Raw genomic sequence first — 22,631 nt, forward strand, 5'->3', positions numbered from 1 at the left:
CGTTTGTGCATGGCACGGCAGCTTTCTTCGTCTTCATCAAAGAACGGGCTCCCATGCTGGTATACCATGATACCGTCCTCATGCAAAGCCTTGTAGCAGCTGCCATAAAACTCTTTGGTGAACAGCCCTGCCGCATGGCCAAGCGGGTCGGTACAGTCGTTGATGATCAGATCGTACTCGTCGTCCCTACCGCGCAAAAACCGCAGCCCGTCCTCGTAATAAACCCGGACCCGGATGTCGTCCAGGCCACAGGAGTTATCCGGGAAAAACTTGCGGCAGACATCCACAAACATCTTGTCCGGTTCCACCACATCAATAACTTCGATCTCCTGATAGTGGGAAAGCTCCCGGGCCACGCCGCCGTCACCGCCGCCAATGACCAGCACCCGCTTCACGTCCGGGTGCACTGCCATAGGCACATGAACGATCATTTCATCGTAGGTGAACTCATCTTTTTCCGAGAAAATCACACTGCCGTCCGATGTGAGGAACCGCCCGAATTCCGGCGAGTCAAACACATCGATGCGCTGGAAGTCGCTGGTACCGCTGTACAGCTGGCGTTCCACCCGGATGCAGGTCTTGACGTTGGCTGTGTGCAGTTCACCGAACCAGTAGTCCATTTCCTGCAAGGTTATCCCTCCTTTAACACATTCAGTTCCGAAATATCCTCACTCTGAGGGCCCTGCATGGAGCAGCCCTTTTCCTTGGCAAACTCGATGTAATCAATAATTTCCTGGGTAATGACCTCGCCCGGGGCCAGAATGGGAATTCCCGGCGGATAGCACATAACAAACTCACTGCAGATACGTCCGGCAGTCTGACGCAAAGGCAGGCTCTCCTTCTCGGAGTAAAAAGCCTGCTGGGGGGTGGCTGCCACATTGGGCGTGATGTATTCCGCCGTGAACATATCACTCTTGGGCTTGGCATACAAGCGACGGATATCTGCCAGCGCCCCCACCAGACGTTCAATATCCTGAATGCGGTCACCGATGGAGATGTATGCCAGCATGTTGGAAAGGTCACCAAACTCCACCTGAATGTCATATTCATCCCGCAGCAGGTCGTAAACCTCAATGCCGGTCAGGCCGATGCCTCGGGTGTTGACCGCCAGTTTGGTCACATCAAAATCGTAGATGCTGCCGCCGTTGATAAGCTCTGACCCATAGGCGTAATAGCCGCCGATCTCGTTGATCTCCCGGCGGGCATATTCCGCCATATCCTCCACCTTGGCAAAGCTTTCGGCTCCGCGCATGGCCAGATTCCGGCGGCTGATATCCAGACTGGACATCAGCAGGTAGGAAGCGCTGGTCGTCTGGGTCAGGTTGATAATATTACCCACATACCCGGCATTGACCCCCGGCCCGCACAGCAGCATGGAACTTTGGGTCAGACTGCCACCGGATTTATGCATGGATACAGCAGCCATATCGGCTCCTGCCGCCATACCGCTGATGGGCAGTGCCGGCCCGAAATACAGATGGGTCCCATGCGCCTCATCCACCAGAGCCAGCATGCCATGCTCATGAGCCAGCTTGACCAGAGAGCGCAGGTCCGAGCAGATGCCATAATAAGTAGGGTTATTGATCAGAATAGCCTTGGCATCCGGGTTTGCCTCAATGGCTGTGCGCACGTCGCCTACTTCCATTCCCAAGGGAATGCCCAGCTGCTTGTCCACCTTCGGGTCAATGTACACCGGCACAGCGCCGCAGAGTACCAGGGCGTTGATGGCGCTTTTGTGCACATTGCGGGGCAGGATGATCTTGTCCCCAGGCTTGCAGGCGGTGAGAATCATGCTCTGCACACTGCTGGTGGTACCTCCCACCATCAGGAAGGCATGGGCAGCGCCGAAGGCATCGGCGGCCAGTTCTTCTGCCTCCTTGATGACAGAAACCGGATGGCACAGGTTATCCAGCGGTTTCATGGAGTTGACATCGATGCCGACGCAGCGCTCCCCCAGCAGTTCTACCAGTTCCGGATTTCCCCGGCCCCGTTTGTGCCCCGGCACATCAAAGGGTACCACCCGCTGACGGCGAAATTTTTCCAGCGCCTCATAAATAGGTGCTTTTTTTTGACGTTTCCGGTCCAAGACCATCCCTCTTTCCTGTTCTTCTTTGCGGCCGGCAAACAAAAAGGCAGTGTGCCGGTCTGGGCACACTGCCTGTGAAAAACAACGCAAACTCATGACTGCCCCATAGACAGGGAACAGGCATAGGAATGTTGTCTGATCCGTACTTAGAGTTTTCCAGCAAATAGGTCTGGCTGCTCTGCTACTCTTATTGACGTTTCACAAGTGGTGTGCATCCGCACGGGGTTATTCAAAGTGACCAACTTATAAAATTTCCGGGCATACGGCCCGTTCAATAATGTTGTGATGCCTTTACATCACACGCGGCAGCGGCCAGCCCTGTCCGATGAGCTTTAGACGCGATGGTATGCGTCCGGCCAAATCCATTTGCATGGTGGTAGCAAAGTACCACTCACACTGCCATTATTTTATCATGGATTTTTTGCTTGTCAAGCAATTGACATTTATTTTGTCTGACCGGTTTTTCCGAACAGATATTTCCGTGCCACCCAGGATGCTGCACGGTACGGCCAGGGGCGCAGTTCCTTGTCCGCCTGTTTGAGAAGACTGCGGATCGGCAGATGCTGGGGGCAGTGCTGCTCACAGGCTCCGCACTCCACGCACTGGGTAGCAAACGCCGGTTCCCGACGCAGGGAAACCACCTGCCAGTATTCCCGTCGCCCGGTCCAGGCGTTTTCGGTATACATGGAATTATAGCAGCGGAAGGTGCCCGGTATGTCCACTCCCTTGGGGCATGGCATGCAATAGCCGCAGCCGGTGCAGGGGGCCTTGACCTTTGCCTCAATGTCTGCCTTGACAGCCCGCAGCACTTCTGCTTCATGGTCGGTAAAAGCGCCGGCCTTTACCTCGGAAGCAATGCGGCAATTTTCGTCCAGCATTTCCAGGCTGTTCATGCCGGAAAGAACGCAGGTCACCTCCGGCTGAACCCAAAGCCAGCGCAGGGCCCATTCAGCCGCAGACCAGCCATTTTTATCGTTAGCGAACCGGCTGCGAGCCTTTTCCGGAAGCAGATTCACCAGCTTGCCGCCACGGAGCGGCTCCATGATAATGACAGGCAATCCCCTGGCAGCCGCTGCCTGCAAACCTGCCCGACCAGCCTGACTGTTTTCATCCAGATAGTTGTACTGGATCTGGCAGAAATCCCAGTCATACACATCCAGCAGCTTCACGAACATGGCCGTGTTGCCATGAAAAGAAAAGCCTACCTGTCCGATCTGCCCCAGGCGCCGCTTTTCACCCAGCCATTCCTTGACTCCGGCTTTTTCCAGCTTGTTCCAGCTTTCCACGTCAGTGAGCATGTGCATCAGGTAATAGTCGATGTGATCGGTTTTGAGGCGGCGAAGCTGTTCGGAAAAATAGCGTTCCAGGTCCGCTCCGCTGCGGACCAGATACTGGGGCAGCTTGCTGGCTATGCGGATTTTGTCCCGGCAATGGTTGCGGGCCAGGATTTCTCCCAAAGCCGCTTCACTGCCCGGATAGATATAGGCAGTGTCAAAATAGTTGACACCTTGTTCAATGGCATGGAGAATCTCTTTTTCGGCCTTGTCCAGGTCGATAGAAGTTCCCTTTTTGGTAAAACGCATGCAGCCATAGCCCAGAATAGAAACGGGATGTCCGGCCTTGTCCTTTCGATATTGCATAACGGCTCAAGTACTCCTGTATAACATAGCTTGTTTTGTCACTGCGCCAATTTCTGCAGCAGGTCAGAAAGAAGTTTGAAATCAATGGGTTTGGAAATATGCGCATTCATACCGGCTTCGGTGGTCTTGGCAATGTCTTCGGCAAATGCGTTGGCCGTTACCGCAATAATGGGCACTTTGGCGGCATCCGCGCGCTGCATGGCACGGATTTTCCGGCAGGCAGTGCATCCGTCCATTTCCGGCATCTGCATGTCCATCAGGATGGCATCCACGCTTCCCTCTTTTTCCTGCGAGAAGCGCTCCACGGCCTCCCGGCCGTTCCAGGCCTGCAGCACATCCACTCCCATCATGGAAAGGAATTCAGTGGTAATTTCCATGTTCAGCTCATTATCCTCGGCCACGATCATACGTTTGCCTTCCATGGTAAACGGTTCCACCTCATCCAGGGACGGCTGTTCCGGCACAGGTTCCTCCACGATCTGCAGCGGCAGAGAAGCCACAAAGCGAGACCCTTCTCCCAGCTTGCTCTGCACCGTGATTTCTCCGCTCATCTGCTGTACAAGCCCCTTTACGATAGGCATACCCAGTCCTGTTCCGGTAGCTTTGGTAGGCGCAAATACGGTCTCCCGTGCAAAGGGCTCGAAAATGTGTTCCAAAAAGCTTTCCGACATTCCCACCCCGGTATCTTCTACAATGATCTGGTACTGTCCTCGGCTTTCCCGTCGGGCAGCCTGACGCAGTTCCAGTCGGACACGGTCTCCTGGGCGGCTATATTTGAATGCATTGGAAAGAAGATTATTCAGTATCTGGTTCAGACGGAACGCGTCAGCATTTACCATACGGTCCTGCACATCCACCAGCACCTCATAGCGGCGGTCCTCCTGCTGCGCCTGCTCCCGGAAAAGCCCTGCTGTCTCGTTGACGCACTGCACCAGATCCATAGGCTGGCAATTCAGGGTACTCTGGCCGCCCTGTTCCAGTCGGGCCATATCCAGAATATCATTGACAAGAGCTGTCAGCTGACGGCTGGACGTGTCAATCTTGTCCAGATATTCCTGCACCTTTGCCGGATCCTGGGCATGCTGCCTTGCCAGTTTGGTCATGCCGGAAATCGCATTCAGGGGTGTGCGCATGTCATGAGACATGTTGGAGAAAAACATTGTCTTTTTGCTGGCGGCTCGCTTGGCATTTTCCAGAGCCTGTTCCAGCAATTCGTGCTGACGCAGTTCTTTTTTCTTCTTCACGTCAATCTCACGGAAGCACATGATGACTTCGTTCAGACCAAGTCCCTTGTTATACACGATCTTGATCGAAACCCACTTGCGGCCTTGCAAAAAGCGGCGCTGATAGTCTCCCCCATACTCATAGATATGAGAGTGAATCAGTTTTCGGATATTTTCCAGTGTAAAGTTTTTCTTGAACTCCTCATAGGTGTTGTCTTCTACCACAAGAGACAGTGTGTGCAGCAAATGTTCGTATTTGCCGCTTTGCCCCAATGGATCTGCCAGATCGGGGGCGGATTTGATGGTTGCATAAGTCCCCGTCTCAAAATTGATGCGGTAGATGGCGTAATAGGTATCACCCAATATCTGCAATGTATCGGAGATATATTTCACCTTCCGCTTTTCAGCGTATTCCCGCAGAATGGAAACGATGACTGCCACCAGAAAAATCAGAAAGATGCCGGACAGCAGATACATGGAAGTGCTGTTATTTGTACCATACAAAATCTGCCGCAAGGAAAAGGTCACGATGGAAGTCCAGCCGTTGCTCATCTCATAATAGTAGATTCTCTGCTGTTCACCGTCCAGCCCGCGAATAGAGGCAGTGTGGCTTTCAAACGACCTATCACGCACACCTTCCAACAGTTTCTGGGCATACTGCTGCACGGCCTCATCTTCCAGACTGTACCCGCCGGTAAGATAAATCAGGGTCCCGCTATTATCAAACAGATAGTAGGCGCTCCCCTCCGGCAATTCTATTTTGTTCTTCAGGGTGTGAAAATTATCCATCAGGATATCAAAGGCAAGAACGTTTCCCTCACCGTGCAGTTTCACCGACAAGGTCACCAGCCGTTTGCCGGTGATTGCATCCACATATACATCCGTAAAAACGATTTTGCCATCGGCGGCCAGTGCGTTTGTGTACCATTCCTTTTGGGTATAGTCGTAATCTTCGTTGCCCTCCCAGGGATTGGCAGCCACAATTTTACCATCCACAACAGCATATGGGTCGATGATGTCCGCACCAAGTACCTGGGATATGTATTGTGTATATTCGGCCAATCCCTGCTGCATGGATTGTGCCGGATCATCATTATCAATGGATGTATCCGTATACAGCGAACACATAGTCAGGAACATTTCATAGATGGAGATCCGTGTCTCTTCTTCGCTGGAATAACTTTGTGCCAGGTTGTTGCCCATTTCATTGGCATTATACAGAAGCTTATCCCGCACCAGATAGATTCCCAGTGACATAACTGCAAAAAATGCCACAATCAAGGCAATATTCAGCCACAGGGTTCTGTCATGATTCTTGATTCCCTGCATTTCCATTTTATATCCTTCTCCCCGTACGGATACATTGATTGACCTGCAATCTTGTCAGTGTCTCTTTCAGCAATTCCAGACAATCCTGACCGGACGCTTTTCCTCCGGAACGGAGCAGGCAGAAAGAGAGCGGTAGGCATGTTCCAGTTCCGCAGCTGCCATCTCTTCGTATTCTTCTCCGCTGCGATCCAGTCCGCCGCTTGCATAGGCCACCGCAGCTGCTCCGTAGAACAGAAATCCCAATGCGTTGGACGGGGTCTGCATAGTGGCGCAAGCCACTGCAACCGCCCGTGCCGCGGCTTGCTCGGCGGCACCGGTACAGCATCGTGCCATATCAGCGGCCAACCGTATATGACTCTTGCAGTGTGACACAGGCTGTTTCTGTTCCACAGCGTCCTGGCATTGGGAAACAATCTCCCACAGTCCTGGACAGGTCTCCTGGCAAATCGGAAGGTACCGTTCCCGCGCATATCCGATAGCCCATCTGGCCAGCGTGGTCTTACTTTGTGTTTCTATGAGCCGCATAAGACTGCGGCATGTCTCAGATTGAATGTCTCCCAGGGTCTTTCGCAACTTCGGCATGGCGGATTTCCACCTTTCTGCATCTGCATACTTACGGTTCTTATTGTATAGGAGGCTATTCCAGGATGCAAGCAAATTTATCGTACAAAGCCAGAAACGCCCCTTGCCGTGCATACAATTTGTCCGGTCCCAAAAGCGATCTGTCATCTTACAAGAATTCCCCGGACTGCTTTGCCAGCCATCCGGGGAATTTGTATACCATGGTTACGATTCAGCCTTTTTGGTCTTGCTGCGTGGCACAGCCGCCGCCTGCTGCAGCTGTCTGGCTCTCTCCAGCACCGGCTTGAGGTACTGTCCGGTGAAAGACGCCGGATTTTCGGCGACTTCTTCCGGTGTGCCGGTGGCAACCACCAGTCCGCCGCCGCTGCCGCCTTCAGGCCCCAGGTCGATAATATAATCGGCCCGTTTGATCACGTCCAGGTTGTGTTCGATCACGATAACCGTATTGCCGGCATCCACCAGTTTGTCCAGAACCTTGACCAGACGATGCACGTCAGCCACATGCAGACCGGTGGTTGGTTCATCCAGAATATACACCGTCTGCCCGGTATCCCGACGGGCCAGCTCGTTGGCCAGCTTGACACGCTGAGCCTCACCGCCGGACAGGGTCGTGGCTGCCTGCCCCAATTCAATATATCCAAGGCCGACCTCCTGCAGAGTCTGGAGCTTGCGGGCGATCTTGGGCTGGTTGGCAAAGAAGACGCAGGCCTCCTCCACCGTCATGTTCAACACATCCGAAATGTTTTTGTCCCGGTAATGCACTTCCAAGGTCTCACGGTTGTAGCGCTTGCCTTTACACACATCACAAGGCACATAAATATCCGGCAGGAAATGCATTTCGATTTGCAGGATACCGCCGCCCTCACAGGCTTCGCAGCGCCCGCCCTTGACATTGAAGCTGAAGCGTCCGGGTCCATAGCCACGAGCTTTGGCGTCCTGGGTATTGGCAAACAAGGTGCGGATATCGCTGAAGACCCCCGTATAGGTGGCTGGGTTGGAACGGGGCGTACGTCCGATAGGAGACTGGTCGATGCCGATGACCTTATCCACCCATTCCATTCCCTGCACCTCATCACACTGGCCGGGACGGCTGCGGGCACCGTTCATGGCGGCAGCCAGGGTTTTGTACAGAATCTCATTGACCAGAGTGGATTTGCCGGAACCGGACACACCTGTCACGCAGACCATCTTGCCCAAGGGGAAATCCACCGTAATATTCTGCAGATTATTTTCTCGGGCCTTTACCACGCGCAAAAACTTGCCATTTCCAGGACGGCGGTTTTCCGGGACCTCCACAAATTTGCGTCCGGACAGATACTGCCCTGTAATGCTCCGTTTGGCCTTGCACACGTCTGCCACACTGCCGGCGGCCACGATCTCACCGCCATGCACACCTGCTCCAGGGCCCACATCCACCAGGAAGTCTGCCTGCCGCATGGTATCCTCATCGTGCTCTACCACGATCAGGGTGTTTCCTAGATCCCGCAGCCGCTTCATGGTAGCGATCAGCTTATCGTTGTCCCGCTGATGCAGACCGATACTGGGTTCGTCCAGCACATAAAGCACCCCGGTCAGTGCGCTGCCAATCTGTGTGGCCAGACGGATGCGCTGACTTTCACCGCCGGACAGGGATGCCGCGCCGCGGGACAGGGTCAGATACCCCAGTCCCACACTGTTGAGAAAACCCAGCCGCTCCCGTACTTCCTTGAAAATGGGTGCGCCGATCATCTCATCCCGCTCGGAGACCTTGGCGTTCTGGATGAATTCCAGTTCCTGCTGCACGCTCATATCGCAGAAATCCGCAATATTGATGCCGCCTACCGTGACAGCCAGACTGGCCGGCTTCAGACGCCGGCCATGGCAGGTGGGACACTCCTCGCTGGACATGACCAGTGCAATCTCTTCTTTGACCCACTCGCTGCTGGTTTCCCGGAACCGCCGTTCCAGGTTGGGGACAATGCCCTCGAATTCATTATAGTAGGTCCCGGAGCCGAACATGTTTTCACGCTGCAGTTCGATTTTTTCTCCACTGGTACCATACAGAATGGCATGGACGGCTTCCTCGCTCATGTCCCTGACCGGCGTGTCCAGCGTAAAGCCATATCTCTTGCCCAGGGCTTTGTAGTACATTTCAGACACAGAACCTTCGGCATAATACCAGCCGCTGGCCTTGATGGCGCTTTCCCGGATGGACTTGCGCTTGTCCGGAATAATGCGGGCAGGATCCACCTTCATGAAAGTGCCCAGACCAGTGCAGGTTTCGCAGGCGCCGAAAGGATTGTTGAAGCTGAACATGCGCGGGTTCAGTTCCTCGATGGAAAAGCCGTGCTCCGGACAGGCATAGTTCTGGCTGAAAGTCATCGGCTCTCCGCCGATCACATCCACCGTAACAAGGCCCCCTGTCAGGGCCAGGGCCGACTCGATGGAATCGGCCAGACGGCTGCGGACGGAATCATTGATGGACAAGCGGTCGACTACGATCTCCACCGTGTGCTTGATATTCTTTTCCAGCTTGATCTCTTCCTCGAGATCATACATATTGCCGTCGATGCGCACCCGTGCATAGCCGGCACGGCGGGCAGCATCCAGTTCCTTGGCCTGGGTACCCTTACGACCACGCACCACCGGGGCCAGAATCTGAAACCGCGTGCGATCCGGCAGTTTCAGCACCTCATCCACCATCTCATCCACGCTCTGCTGGGAAATGACGCGCCCACAGATGGGACAGTGCGGGATGCCGATGCGGGCATACATCAGGCGCAAATAGTCGTAAATTTCCGTGACGGTGCCCACTGTAGAGCGGGGATTGTGGCTGGTGGTCTTCTGGTCAATGGAGATTGCCGGGGAAAGACCGGTAATCTCGTCCACATCCGGCTTTTCCATCTGACCCAAAAACTGGCGGGCATAGCTGGACAAGCTCTCCATATACCGACGCTGACCATCGGCATAGATCGTATCAAAAGCCAGACTGGATTTGCCGGACCCAGACAGCCCCGTCATAACAATCAGCTTGTTGCGCGGCAGTGTCAGGTTCACATTTTTCAGATTGTGCTCCCGCGCACCCTTGATAACAATGCGCTGGTTGGCATCAATCTCAATTTTTTTTGAAGGACTCAACGTTTATTTCCTCCTGCCTTTTCGGGCTTTGCCCGCCGTGCGGCGCGGGCTCTCCTCTTTGTTGGTGGGGTCTTCCCCGCGCTGCAGCCGCTCAATCTCATCCCGCAGGAAAGCAGCGTGCTCGAACTGCAGCAGACGGGCCGCCTCCTTCATCTCCTTGGTCAAGCGGGCAATGGTCTGTTCCCGCTCGGCACGGCTCAGGCGGTTGCGGCGCATCTTTTTGTTTTCTTCCGACATACTGATTTCCAGACCGCCGCCAATTGCTTTGACAATGGTTCTGGGAGTAATGCCGTGTTCCTTATTATAGGCGTCCTGAATGGCACGGCGACGTTCAGTCTCGGTGATAGCCCGCTCCATGCTGGGTGTCACCTCGTCGGCATACATCAGGACCACGCCATTGGCATTGCGGGCAGCGCGGCCGATGGTCTGGATCAAACTGGTCTCACTGCGCAGGAATCCTTCCTTATCCGCATCCAGAATGGCGATGAGGGACACTTCCGGCAGGTCCAGACCTTCACGCAGCAGGTTAATGCCTACGATCACATCGATTGCACCGGTACGCAGATCCTTGATGATTTCCATGCGTTCAAAGGTATCCACCTCGTGGTGCATATATTTGGTCTTGACGCCATTCTCTTCCAGGAAGTCGGTCAGATCTTCCGCCATTTTCACAGTCAGGGTGGTGACAAGCGCACGTTCGCCGCGGTCGATGCGCAGACGAATTTCTCCAAGAAGGTCTTCAATCTGCCCCTCCACCGGTCGCACGCTGATCAGCGGATCCAGCAGGCCGGTGGGCCGGATCACCTGTTCTGCCACGCGAGAGGAATGGTCCCTCTCATAAGCGCCGGGGGTTGCACTTACAAAAATAGTCTGCCCTATTTTGGATTCAAATTCTTCAAATTTCAGCGGGCGGTTATCAAAAGCCGAAGGCAGGCGGAAGCCATATTCCACCAGGGTCTTTTTGCGGCTGTAGTCACCGCCGAACATGCCCCGCACCTGAGGCAGCATAACATGGCTTTCATCCACCATCAGCAAAAAGTCCTTGGGAAAGTAGTCCAGCAAGGTGGTGGGAGTGGAACCGGGTGCGCGGCCGGACAGCACTGCCGAGTAGTTCTCGATGCCCTTGCACATGCCAACTTCCTGCAGCATTTCCATGTCATATTTGGTGCGCTGGGCAATACGCTGAGCCTCAATGAGTTTTCCCTGCTCCGTGAAGAATTTGACCTGCTGCTCCATCTCCTCGTTGATTTTCACGAGGCCTTCCTTCATCTTTTCCGGCCCGACGATGTAGTGACTGGCCGGGAAGATGGCCACATGGCGTATGATGTTGCGGCGTTCCCCGGTCAAGGGGTCAAACTCGCTGATACGATCGATCTCATCTCCGAAGAACTCCACCCGGATGGCAAACTCATCGTTGTAGGCCAGATGAATATCTACAATGTCTCCCCGCACACGGAATTTGTTGCGTATGAAGTTCATATCGTTGCGCTCATACTGCAGCTTGACCAGACGGCGGCAGAGTTCATCCCGCTCCATCTGCATCCCGGGGCGCAGACTGATGACCATGCTGCGGTAATCGATAGGGTCGCCCAACGAGTAGATACAGGAAACGCTGGCCACAATGATCACATTGCGCTGTTCCGACAGTGCAGCAGTAGCCGAATGCCGCAAACGGTCAATTTCATCATTGATGGCGCTGTCCTTTTCAATATAGGTGTCCGTGGAAGGGATATACGCTTCCGGCTGATAGTAATCGTAGTAGGAGACAAAATACTCCACCGCATCATCCGGGAAGAAACTGCGCATCTCGGTACAGATCTGGGATGCCAGGGTCTTGTTGGGCTCCAGAATCAGGGTCGGACGGTTACACCGGGCAATGATGTTGGCCATGGTGAAGGTCTTGCCGGAACCGGTCACGCCCAAAAGCGTCTGCCCCTTGTCCCCTGCTTCAATTCCTCTGACCAGTGCTTCTATAGCCTGCGGCTGGTCACCCGTAGGTGAAAACGGCGCTTTCAGATGAAACACGCCTTGCAGTTCTGCATTTGCCTCTTGACTCACGTCCCGTCCCCCTTTGTCTTTTGCATCCTCTGACGCTTTCGTTGTTACAACAATTGGTTGTATCTCGTTTGATTATAGCATGCTTTTCCCCGGGCGTAAAGTGTTTTTTGCAAAAACGAAAGCAACTTTACTCTGACGGATTCTGTGCCAGATATTCCGCGATAACCTGCAGGAATTTCTTCCCATACCGATGTGCGCGAGCCTCTCCCACACCGGAAATCCGCATGAGATCCCCTGTGGTTCTCGGGCACTTGGAAGCCATTTCAGCCAGCGACGCGTTGGACAGGATAATATAAGCCGGCACATGCTGTTTCTGGGCCAATTCACTGCGCACCGCCCGCAGCCGCTCATACAGATCAAGAGAAAGATTGGTTGGGGCAGACACCTTCGCCTTGGCCGGGATTTTCACTTTTTCCTTGGTACGGCGTTCCGTCATAGTCACCGCTTTTCCCTGGAACAGCACCTCTCTGGCGCTCGCAGCCAGACGCACCACCGGATATTCCCCTTGGGTATTGACGAGATATCCCTGCTCTTCCAACGCATCAAGATACAGACGCATACGGGCCGGCGGCGTATCCCGCATAATCCCATAGGTGGGCAATTCATTCAATCCACGTTTCAGGGTGTTTTTGTCCTGGCTACCCCGCAGCATCTGGACCAGTGCCACCACCCCAAGCCCTCCTGGCCAACGCTTTTCAATGCGTGCCACACCGGACAGAATCTTCTGTGCTTCAGTGGTGATGTCAGTCTGAACAAAGTCTCCCTGACAGTTGCCGCAGTTGCCGCAGCCACCCGTCTGCTGCTGGCCAAAATATTCCAGCAGAAAACCGCGCAGACAGCGGGTGGTCTTGCAGTAAGCCACCATCCTGTCCAGACGCTGCAGATCCAGTTTTTCAATTTGTCGGGCCTGTTCCTCATTCAGTTCTTCATTATCGTGACTGTTCTGAATGAGGAATCGGGCAGTCTGCACATCCCCAAGAGCATACAGAAGAATGCATTCAGCAGCGCTTCCATCGCGTCCGGCCCGACCAGCTTCCTGGTAGTAATTTTCGATATTTTTCGGCATGTTATAGTGGATGACAAACCCCACGTTGGATTTGTCGATTCCCATGCCAAAAGCATTGGTCGCAACCATGACACGGCATCGGTCATAGACAAAATCTTCCTGATTCTTTCGCCGTTCTTCCGCTTCCAGGCCGGCATGGTAGCGTGTTGCGGAAATTCTGGCTTTTCGCAATTGTGTGCATACCAGCTCCACCGTTTTACGGGTTGAGCAGTAGATGATTCCGCTTTTGCCCGGGTGGTCCTTGATATAGTCTTCCACAAACTGATCTTTGTCACGCGGGCGTTCTACTGCAAAATACAGATTGGAACGGTCAAAGCCGGTGGTAACGCAAACAGGATCGCGCAATTCCAGCAGTCTGGCAATATCCTGCTTTACCTGACCCGTTGCAGTGGCGGTAAATGCCCCCACTGGCGGTCGGGGTGCAAGCCTTTCAAGAAAGCCGGCAATGCGCAGATAACTGGGGCGGAAATCCTGCCCCCACTGGGATACGCAGTGGGCTTCATCCACAGCCACCAGGAAAATCCTCACGCTGCTGATCAAAGAAAGAAAACCATCTGTTTCCAGCCGTTCGGGTGCCACATACAGCAGTTTGTACTGTCCGAAGCGTGCCCCCTGTACAATATCCCAATATTCCTTTTCGTCCATACCGGAGTGGATGCATGCAGCCTCGATTCCACTCTGCCGCAGAGCGGCCACCTGATCCTGCATCAGAGAGATAAGCGGCGAGATCACCAGCGTCAGCCCAGGCAAAAGCATGGCCGGCACCTGGTAGCATGCGGATTTGCCAGCGCCGGTAGGCATCACGCCCAACACGTCCTGTCCGGCCAGAATAGCCTCTATCAGCGTTTCCTGGCCTGGGCGGAACGTATCGTGTCCGAAATATTTTTGTAGCACATCATATTGGTTCATTGAACGTTCCTTTCTGCCGCGGACGAAAGCTGTGAACTTTTTACAAAATTTTTCTACAGCCAGGGCAAATCATTTTACTTTTTGTGAAAAGGTTGCTATAATAGAGATACGGTAACCGCCAGTGGACAAATGTCCCGCTGACAGCTGCCAAGACCGGGTACCGCGTATACACGGTGCCAAATAAGGAGGTTGTCCTATGAAAGTCACATGTACCGGTCGTCGCGTATCGCTGAAGCCCAGCTTCATTGAACTGGCAGAGAAGAAGCTGGCCAAGCTCGACAAATTCTTCCCCGAAGAAGCGCAGGCACAGGTTACGGTAACCGTGGAGAAAAGCCGCCAGACCGTAGAACTGACGCTGCGCAGCGGCACGCTGACCATGCGCGCCGAGAAGGCCTCTGACCGGATGGAGGACGCCCTGAGTGATGCCGTAGATCTTCTGGTGCGCCGTGTGGTCAAGTACCGCAAGCGCCTGGGCGACAAACTGACCGCAGCCGCGGCACAGGAGACGCCCGTCAATGAACCGGAAGAGCCGCTGACCGTTGTGCGTGAAAAGCACTTTGCCGTCAAGCCCTGCACCACCGAAGAAGCCATCATGCAAATGGAACTTCTGGGGCACAGTTTCTTCCTGTACCGCAGCGCTGATTCCGGCGAGGTCCAGGTCGTTTATCGCCGCGCGGACGGTGGTTACGGTGTGCTGATTCCCGAAGCCTGATGAACCCAATATGGCGCCGCCCTCTTTCGGGGGCGGCGCCTTTTTCGTCTTTTCTACTCTTTTTCGCCATCTTCTGTTTCCGGTTGTGTCCCGGGCTCGCTGGCCAAGGCCGCCTGCGATGTCAAGGCAGGCGATGCCTGAAACTGTTTCATCATACTGGCCGCATCTGTGGGTGCCACAATGATATGGTCCACCAGATGAATTCCCAGCGGTTGCAACGCTTCCGCCGCCAGACGTGTGGCGTATACATCTGCATTGGAAGGTACTGCCAGTCCGGAGGGATGATTGTGTGCCAAAAAGGCACAGGTACATCCGCTGGCCACTGCCTCCCGTGCCATTTTCCGGGTGTTGATACTGACATGATTGGGCACGCCTTCGGATACCCGGATGTCCCGCAAGGGCATGTACTGGTCATTCATGGCAATCAGGTAGCAGATTTCGTTATGTTCGCCGTAAAACAGCGGCCGCACATATTCAATACGGGCGGCTTCCTTGTTCAGTGGGTGCAGCTTTCCTCGGCGCTGCTGCAACAGATAATACTGGTCAAATTTACGGATACTGGCAATCAGTCGGGCGCTGGCGGGACCGATTCCCTCCACTTTCAGCAGTTCTTCCTCGCTGGCATCCAACACGTTGCAGAAACTTCCGAACTGCTGAATCAGTCGATGCGCCAGCGCATTGGTATCCTTGCGCGGAATGGAAAAGAACAGAAGATATTCCAGCACCTCATGGGCCGCCAGGTTGGAAAGGCCTTCCCGACGGACCCGTTCCTGCATACGGGAACGATGATCGGCATGGATTGGTTTTTCCTTTTTCTCCTGCGCCATAGAGGATGCACATCCTTTACGTTTGACTTTTTCTATTATATACTATAAATATTGTTTTGCAAAGTAGAGGTATAAGGATGAAAAGATTTACGGCAGGAGAAAACGAAAACGGCGTGCGTCTGAGTCGCTTTGTGGAGGCAGTCACTTCCGGTATGCCACGCGGCATGATGTATAAAAGTTTTCGGAACAAACGGATCAAGGTCAATGGAAAGCGCGGCGAACCGGATACCCGCCTTCAAACCGGGGATATTATTGAGCTGTACATCAATGATGAATTTTTCCCTGCCGTTCCGGTGACAAGTATAAAAAAGCCGCCGCGTCGCCAGCCTGCCGTTACCGTGGTATACGAGGATGAGGATATCGCTGTACTCTACAAGCCTGCCCATCTCCTGTGCCACAGTGATCGGACAGGAGATCCCAACCTGGTGGATGCCTTCACGGCCCGCCTTATTGAGGAAGGCAAATACGACCCCAAGGCAGAAAACCGGTTTGCGCCCGCCTTGTGCAATCGGCTGGACCGCGGTACCGAGGGACTTGTTATCGCGGCCAAAAGCTATGCCGCTTTGCGGGATATGAACGAGATCATCCGGGAAGATTGGCTGAAAAAGGAGTACCTGACCATCACCATCGGAACTCCGCCTGCCGGAAGACATGTTGCTTGGCTGCAGCACAGCGAAAAAGGCAATAAGGTAAAAGTGCACGCCCACGAATCGGCAGGATACAAACAGATCATCACCGATGTGACGCCCATTCGCCGCAATGGTCCCTTTACTCTTTGCCGCATCGGTCTGCTGACCGGAAGGACCCACCAGATCCGCGCCCATCTGGCATTCCTTGGGCACCCTGTTCTGGGAGACATCAAGTACGGAAACCGTACCATCAACGAGCGTACTGGCTTTAAGACGCAGGCTCTGTGTGCACAGCGGCTGACCTTTGGCCGCATTCCTGAGTCCAACAGTCTGCACCATCTTTCGGGGCAGGTCATCAAACTGAATGATCCTGCCATTGTTCACCAATTTGACGCGCTTGACCAAGACTGAGCGATCACATAACAAAGCAGGTCGGGAAATTTTATCCCGACCTGCTTTTTCGTACAGGGATTTATACCGCCAGCCTGTATCCGATGCGGAAAACCGTCTCGATACGGGCTTCCTGCCCCATTTTGCGGCGCAGGTGCTGGATATGTACATCGAGGGTGCGGGTACTGACCCCCGCCGGGTACCCCACCACAGCCAACAGCTGACCGCGCGGCACCGCTTTGCCGCGGTTGTCACACAGCGTGTTCCAAAGAGCTTGTTCACTGGGCGTCAGTTTGTTCTGCTTTTCCAAAGGCATCCTTATCCCTCCTCTTCTCCGAACTGCAGGTACCGCTGTGGGTCCCACCCACAGGTTTCGGCCATGCGTTCCACCAAGGTCCGGCCGCTTGCCTGCAACTCTTCCATCAAAAAATCATCCGCAATGCGCCCCTGATGCAGCACGATGGCACGATCCAGAAAATGTTCCACATCATCCAGATAATGGGTTGTGATCAGAATGGTTTCCTCTCCGTGCAGAACGGCACTCATCAGCTTGATAAAATCCTTGCGGGTAAATACATCCTTGCCCAGAAAGGGTTCATCCATCAAATAGTAATCGGCCCGCTTGGCAAATCCGGCTGCCAGTTCCACACGTGCCTTCTGACCCGTGGAAAGCCGTGCAATGCGCACATCGGCAGGCAGGCGAAAGAACTCCAGAAAGTCACGATAGCGTTTGGGGTCAAAGGCAGAATGCAGATCTTTCAGAAAAGCGCCATACTCCCCCACTGTCAGGTTGGGATAATAGCTGCCTTCTCCGGTAATATAACTGATCCGCTCATATTGTTTGGCAGCCGGTTTTCCATCAAACAAAGCAATCCCGGATTTTGGCGGTAAAAGACCGGCCATGGCACGCAGCAAAGTGGTCTTTCCAGCTCCGTTATCGCCGAGGATTCCCACCACCTGTCCGTCGGGGACCGTAAAGCTGGTAGGCAGCAGACCCACACGGGTACGGCCACGGCGCCAGGTTTTTTCCAGATTTTTTACATCAATCATTGGTTGTCCCTCCCTGTGCTTCCTGTGGAAAAACCGTATAATAATCCCGGTTCAGCGACAGCAGCTCTCCGGCCAAACCATAAAACATGAAACTCGGATTTTTGACATAGCTTCCCCAAACCTTTGCCGCACCGGTATCCAGCAGCCCGCTGTATACCACATCCTTTTCATTCAGATCATACACATTCAGCCGGTAGCCGATCGGATAAGACAAGGAATCCACTTGTTGAAAAGCGCGGTCAACCTGGATCTGGTTTTCTTCTCGCCCCACAAAGAGAAGATACCTTCCGTCATCACTGCGCTGGATCACAGTCGTCCCCGGCAGCAGACTGCCGTCATTGAGCAGATTTCCCGGCAAGTCAATCCATTCCAGCTTGCCGCTCTGATCTATTTGAAGAGATACAATCCGATAATCTGTTCCCTGATGCAGTCCCAACACAAAACAGCTCTGATCTGCCTGTTGCGTATTGACCTGCGTGCAGGAATACTCCGTTCCCACATCCTGAAAAATGAGTTCCTGCTGCAGGCAACTGGCATTTTCATCCACCAAATCAAACCGGATGTTTCCGTCTGTGTCCTGATATAAGACTCCCAAATATTGATCCAGAGTTACACATTTCAGAATCTCTTCAAGATTTTGCGGCACATAGAAGAGCTCTACACTCCCATATTCCGTAGATTTGTTCAGTACATCGACTGAAATGTCACCGTACTGGACCTTGCCGTCTGTGGGTAGTGTCTGAACCTCCTCTTCGGAGAGGCTTTCCGTCACACGCCAGATACCCGGCTGGTAAAGGATTGAGTCCTTGTTCAGCCCGATCATCCAGGAATCTCCCCAGCGCACATACAGATTGCTTGTCCATTGAGGGTATGCCTGTCGTCCATAGTCCCCGAAAACATCCCAGTCCATGCCACTCCATGCAGCAGGGTAAGACATCACTTCCACCGGCTCGTCTGCCTGGTAATCTGCAATATGCAGTCGAAGCGATGTGTTGTCCGGCAGCGTGATCAGCCGCATGACCCAGAGACTCTGTGCCGAGGATGTGGCAGTATTGCCGCTGTAGGAGGCCTTTTGGTTCACAGCATCCCGTTCTTCGGGTGCAATCGTGATGATATTAAGGTCATCGAAGTCATCCGGCAGGCTGGCGTTTTCCGGCAGCCGGACTTGTTCCGGGAACACTTGACCGGAGAGCTGTCCATTTTCCAGCGCAACAAAGGTAATCGCGTTTTCTGCCTGGAATCGGGAATAGGCCGAAAGCTGAAAGGGCTGCAGCGCCTGATGATCCCCGTATTCATCGATAAGGCGGGTCTGCATCTTCTGCAGCCCGACCATCCGCACTGCTGTCCCCATGCCGAGCACCAATACCGATACGATAGCAAGAACTGCCAGTCCCCGTGCGGGGCTTTGCTTTTTGGTGTGCATCATTTCGGTCCCCCCTTCACAGTTTTTCTGCCCGGTACAGAGCCCACAAGGCACTGCCCAGGTTCAGGAGTGCCGGCAAAACAGCTGCTCCAAGAATCAGAAGCAACAGTAAATTCACGCCAGACTCCCACGCTTTGTTGGTCTCGATATAATAGCGCAGATATAAGCTTCCCGCGCCAACACCTGCCGTGACCATCGCCAAGAACATAGCAGCCGCGCGTCGGAAGCCACGGCAGCAGGCAATACAAGCGGACTGTATCGAGAGCAGCAGCATAAAACCAATCACCCATATCCAGCTGCCGCCTCTGACAGGCAAAAGCATCTGAAAAAGAGGATTTGCGTTTATTTCCTCAAACAGACTTCCCGCAGGCAGAGTCCCTGAAACCAGTCCGACTGCCACTCTGCCGCTGAGCGCCGTTACCGGAAAATAGAACACCGTATACAGGACGACCTGCCATGCTGTAAAAATAATCTGCAACAACAAAGAGAGAAGAATCTGGGCGGCCGGAAACAGCAACCGGGAAAATGGCATTGTGTGCAGGGTATACATCATATGGGACCGCCCACCGCTGCGGGTGGCAGAAGCCGCCGTAAGCAAAACCAGATATAGCGTGACAAAGAAAAGCGGTAGTTGGCCGCAGCCCATAAACAAATCTGCCATCTGCATCCCAAGAGTCTCCTTCCGGGCGGCGGACAACAACAAAAGCGCCATCTGCTGTGCACCGTACACGCCGCACAGCAGCATAAACGGACGCCTTACAAGATGCCAGTGCCAACTTACCAGCCTGCCGAGTCTTTTCATGCCGTTCCCTCCCCTGCCTGTTCCCAGGCCGCGGTCACACTGAAGAGCTGTATTGTCCGCTCAGCGCCGTAAAGCTTGCTGAACCACAGTTCTTGTTTCCATCGCTGTGCAATGCCAAAATCCAAATATGCGGAAAGCATCGGCTGCGCGTTCTCCTTTCCCGAATAGACTTGCACATTCCATCCGGTCACTGCCGATATGCTGCAGTCAATTTCCTGGGCAAGAGAATCTGCTCCGGTATAATGCCGGATCACAGATTCCGGAACCGTTCCTGCCAGCCTTTCGGTCTTTTCGGACACCACCATGAGGCGGGAACCATCCGTACTGAAACCGGCCGTAATCGGGAGCGAATCCTTTGTCAGAGGCAGGCAGGATTGTTGTTCAATGGAGTTCTGGTCCATGCGCAAAACGATAAGCTGACCGCCGCCTTCCTGATTCTTTATCGCAAAGACAATCTCATCCATTCGCAAGGACGGCAGAATCGCAGCACTTTGTCCAGCTGTCAAAGATATGTCCAGAGGAAGCTTGGCAACAGACTTCCATTCCCCATCCAGCAGATACAGAATCAGATTTCCTTCTTCGCTTCTCGTGAGAATCCATCGTCCGTTTTCAAGGCGGGCATTTTTCCAGCTCTCACACGGGACCAGCGTTTCGCCGTCTTCCAGCGTGCAAACCTCTTCCACCGTGCCGTACGCCTGGTTCAGAGAGGAAACCGGCATTCCCTGTACGTCCACTTCCGGTACCAGCTTTTCGATCTCTTCCGGGAAGCAGAATTTCCGGACCATATATATGCCGCCGTCTTCTCCGTTACCGGGGCTGACGTATAAGCTGACCGGTTCTTCTGCATCCAGAATGGTCACGTCCCGAATATCATATCCGTCGTTTGCCACTTCTGCGGCATTCAGCATATAGGGATGTGAATCCCCCGCTTTGCTTTTGTCGTAGACTTCAGCGGTTACGGTGACTGCCTCCGGCAATGTGGTCTGTCCAAGACTGAACCGAACAGAACGGTTTGACCCATCCGTAACCATCAGGGTATACACCTGATTCAATGTATCTGCCTGCGCTGTATACTGCATTCCTTCATAAGGCGTGTGCAGGAAAAACGCTCCATAAGAACCGCTGATATGACCGCCCTCTGCCCGCTCGTCTACAGCAGCCATCACATCATCCGGTACACACAGCTGGTATTGATCCAGCAGCGGAAGAGGGTCGTAAGAACTTGTCCGGAAAAGAGGCTTTTCAGAGAGAACGCCGTCGGCAAGAGTGAAAGCCAAGGCGGAGGCTGTGCTCTGCTTCCAAAGTCCCTGCACAGTAAAGCCATCCAGCAAGGACTTGTCTCCGCTCTCAATATGAAGTGCAACAGCATCTTTTGGGTAAGCTGCACGCAGAAATCCCTGACCGGCCAAAAGTACCAGCATGCCTGCCGCCAGGACTCCAAGACAGGCTTTGTAAGGGCGGTCTGCTTTTTTACTTTTCATGACTGTCCTCCCCTTACTCTGCCAACTCGGCCCGGTGCACAGACCACAATCCCCATGCGACCAACACCGTTGCGATTGCTGCTACGATCAGCGCTGACACCGCCATTGCTCTGCTATGCTGCAGTGATTGGACGATTTGCTCCCACCCGATATTCCAAACCAAAGCCTGAAACATCAAAACGGTCAAAATAGCCTGATCTGCCAGCGCGGCAAGCTCGGCTGCCGTCCGCTTCCATCCGCTGTGAACCAGAGCCGATGGAAGCAGAAGGGACGGGACCAAAAGCATGATTGCGGTAAAAAGCATTCCAACCCAATCTGTTGGAATCATCACCCGCATAAGGCTGCAATCCGCCAGTGCCCACCAAAGTTGCCCTTTTGCGGTTACATCAAATTGAAAGCATCCGGCGCAGACGCTGTCCTGCAAAGCTGTGGTTGGCCCCCACATCACCGTCAGCAAAACAATCTGTAATGCCATACCGGTCACGAACCACAAAAGAACAGACAAAGCACGGCCTGCTATCAGCGCCCAGCGAGGCATTGGCAGAGTCAACGCCGTACAGGATGCGTGTGTATGCCGTGCAGCTATTTCCTGCGGTATTTGTGCACACAACGGCAGAGCCAGATACACTGCCGCCACTACCCATAAAACGCCGGCGGACTCCACAAGATCCCCATATCCCAGATGCGACTGATTGGGGGATGCTGCCGCCGCAAAAAGCAAAATACACTCCACAGCTGCCCCCAGCCCCAAAAGAAAGGAGACCGGTCCGCGGCCCATGGACCAGTTCCAAGCCGCATATTGTAACAGCCTTTTCATACATACCTCCTATGTACTATATTGCTAATACACATTGACAATAAAAAAATCGCTGTTTATTCTTCGCCCCACAATTCACTAATCAGAGCTATCACCTTGCGGTAGGACAGATGGTTTTCCTTGGCGCCTGCCACGAATTGCTGCACCAGGCCTCGGCTGAGTTCGTCTTCGATCCAACTGCGCAGTTCCGGTGTAAGGTGAACTGTGCTCAGATTGTTGCCTTGGGTCTGCACATACCCCTCCTCGGTCATAAGGCGGTATGCCTTCTGGGCTGTATTGGGATTGATCCCGGTTTGTGCCGCCAATTCCCGCCGACTGGGCATGGGCTCTCCATCCTCCACGGCCCCCAGCATGATCTGACGCTTCAGATGTTCCGCAATTTGTTGGTACACGGGTGACCGATCATGAAACCGCAATCCCTGAAAGCTGACCAATCGCGCTCCCCCCTTTGCCTTGTTTCTCATCTTTGTATGTATTATACCAGTAGTAC

The 22,631-nt window shown here is 53.7% G+C and carries 18 protein-coding genes; 2 read left to right on the top strand and 16 right to left on the bottom strand.

Annotated elements, in window-relative coordinates:
* The 8 genes from speE to recQ all read right to left on the bottom strand — a co-directional run.
* The coding region (gene speE / locus Q0K17_RS03860) for a polyamine aminopropyltransferase (RefSeq protein ID WP_294540182.1) at window positions 1–620 on the bottom strand (620 nt) is incomplete at its 3' end.
* An 11-nt stretch (window positions 621–631) separates the two neighbouring features.
* Window positions 632–2,092: an aminotransferase class I/II-fold pyridoxal phosphate-dependent enzyme gene (locus Q0K17_RS03865; protein ID WP_366776689.1), complete on the bottom strand. Its 1,461-nt coding sequence runs from the start codon at window positions 2,090–2,092 to the stop codon at window positions 632–634.
* Window positions 2,093–2,529: 437 nt separating this feature from the next.
* Window positions 2,530–3,726: an aldo/keto reductase gene (locus tag Q0K17_RS03870; protein WP_294540144.1), complete on the bottom strand. Its 1,197-nt coding sequence runs from the start codon at window positions 3,724–3,726 to the stop codon at window positions 2,530–2,532.
* A 38-nt stretch (window positions 3,727–3,764) separates the two neighbouring features.
* Window positions 3,765–6,284, bottom strand: a complete 2,520-nt coding sequence (locus Q0K17_RS03875) for a hybrid sensor histidine kinase/response regulator (protein ID WP_294540146.1) — start codon at window positions 6,282–6,284, stop codon at window positions 3,765–3,767.
* Between the two features lie 60 nt (window positions 6,285–6,344).
* Entirely contained in the window at window positions 6,345–7,007 is a 663-nt protein-coding gene (locus tag Q0K17_RS11260) for a putative immunity protein (protein ID WP_366776690.1), read from the bottom strand.
* Between the two features lie 57 nt (window positions 7,008–7,064).
* Complete coding sequence (gene uvrA / locus Q0K17_RS03885) at window positions 7,065–9,977, bottom strand: excinuclease ABC subunit UvrA (RefSeq protein WP_294540149.1); 2,913 nt, start codon at window positions 9,975–9,977, stop codon at window positions 7,065–7,067.
* A 3-nt stretch (window positions 9,978–9,980) separates the two neighbouring features.
* Window positions 9,981–12,035, bottom strand: a complete 2,055-nt coding sequence (uvrB, locus tag Q0K17_RS03890) for an excinuclease ABC subunit UvrB (protein ID WP_294540151.1) — start codon at window positions 12,033–12,035, stop codon at window positions 9,981–9,983.
* A gap of 127 nt (window positions 12,036–12,162) precedes the next feature.
* Window positions 12,163–14,010: a DNA helicase RecQ gene (gene recQ / locus Q0K17_RS03895; protein WP_294540153.1), complete on the bottom strand. Its 1,848-nt coding sequence runs from the start codon at window positions 14,008–14,010 to the stop codon at window positions 12,163–12,165.
* Between the two features lie 196 nt (window positions 14,011–14,206).
* Here recQ and raiA point away from each other — a divergent pair, with 196 nt between their 5' ends.
* Window positions 14,207–14,722, top strand: coding sequence for a ribosome-associated translation inhibitor RaiA (gene raiA, locus Q0K17_RS03900; RefSeq protein WP_294540155.1), 516 nt, complete (start codon window positions 14,207–14,209; stop codon window positions 14,720–14,722).
* 53 nt (window positions 14,723–14,775) lie between these two features.
* Here the strand turns inward: raiA and Q0K17_RS03905 are convergent, their stop codons facing one another.
* Window positions 14,776–15,498, bottom strand: coding sequence for a JAB domain-containing protein (locus Q0K17_RS03905; RefSeq protein WP_294540157.1), 723 nt, complete (start codon window positions 15,496–15,498; stop codon window positions 14,776–14,778).
* Window positions 15,499–15,626: 128 nt separating this feature from the next.
* On the opposite strand from Q0K17_RS03905, the gene Q0K17_RS03910 reads away from it, so the two are divergent.
* A complete protein-coding gene (locus Q0K17_RS03910) occupies window positions 15,627–16,589 on the top strand; it encodes an RluA family pseudouridine synthase (protein WP_294540159.1) in 963 nt (320 codons plus the stop codon).
* Between the two features lie 61 nt (window positions 16,590–16,650).
* Here Q0K17_RS03910 and Q0K17_RS03915 read toward each other — a convergent pair whose 3' ends face one another.
* Genes Q0K17_RS03915 through Q0K17_RS03945 form a run of 7 tightly spaced genes read right to left on the bottom strand, consistent with a single transcriptional unit; the run spans window position 16,651 to window position 22,533 of the window.
* Window positions 16,651–16,884, bottom strand: coding sequence for a winged helix-turn-helix domain-containing protein (locus Q0K17_RS03915; RefSeq protein WP_294540161.1), 234 nt, complete (start codon window positions 16,882–16,884; stop codon window positions 16,651–16,653).
* 2 nt (window positions 16,885–16,886) lie between these two features.
* On the bottom strand, window positions 16,887–17,618 hold the full coding sequence (locus Q0K17_RS03920; protein ID WP_294540163.1) for an ABC transporter ATP-binding protein: 732 nt from the start codon (window positions 17,616–17,618) through the stop codon (window positions 16,887–16,889).
* Window positions 17,611–19,044, bottom strand: a complete 1,434-nt coding sequence (locus Q0K17_RS03925; protein WP_294540165.1) for a hypothetical protein — start codon at window positions 19,042–19,044, stop codon at window positions 17,611–17,613. The genes Q0K17_RS03920 and Q0K17_RS03925 overlap by 8 nt, the downstream gene beginning before the upstream one ends.
* A gap of 13 nt (window positions 19,045–19,057) precedes the next feature.
* Window positions 19,058–19,843: a hypothetical protein gene (locus Q0K17_RS03930; RefSeq protein ID WP_294540167.1), complete on the bottom strand. Its 786-nt coding sequence runs from the start codon at window positions 19,841–19,843 to the stop codon at window positions 19,058–19,060.
* Window positions 19,840–21,324 (bottom strand): hypothetical protein, encoded by a 1,485-nt coding sequence (locus Q0K17_RS03935; protein WP_294540169.1) that lies wholly within the window; start codon window positions 21,322–21,324, stop codon window positions 19,840–19,842. The genes Q0K17_RS03930 and Q0K17_RS03935 overlap by 4 nt, the downstream gene beginning before the upstream one ends.
* Before the next feature lie 13 nt (window positions 21,325–21,337).
* Window positions 21,338–22,141, bottom strand: a complete 804-nt coding sequence (locus Q0K17_RS03940) for a hypothetical protein (RefSeq protein WP_294540171.1) — start codon at window positions 22,139–22,141, stop codon at window positions 21,338–21,340.
* A 56-nt stretch (window positions 22,142–22,197) separates the two neighbouring features.
* The gene (locus Q0K17_RS03945) at window positions 22,198–22,533 is read right to left on the bottom strand and encodes a GntR family transcriptional regulator (protein ID WP_294540173.1); all 336 of its coding nucleotides are present in this window, start codon (window positions 22,531–22,533) and stop codon (window positions 22,198–22,200) included.
* Window positions 22,534–22,631: the final 98 nt, after the last annotated feature.

It is taken from the genome of uncultured Gemmiger sp., assembly GCA_944388105.1.
Lineage (GTDB): Bacteria > Bacillota > Clostridia > Oscillospirales > Ruminococcaceae > Gemmiger.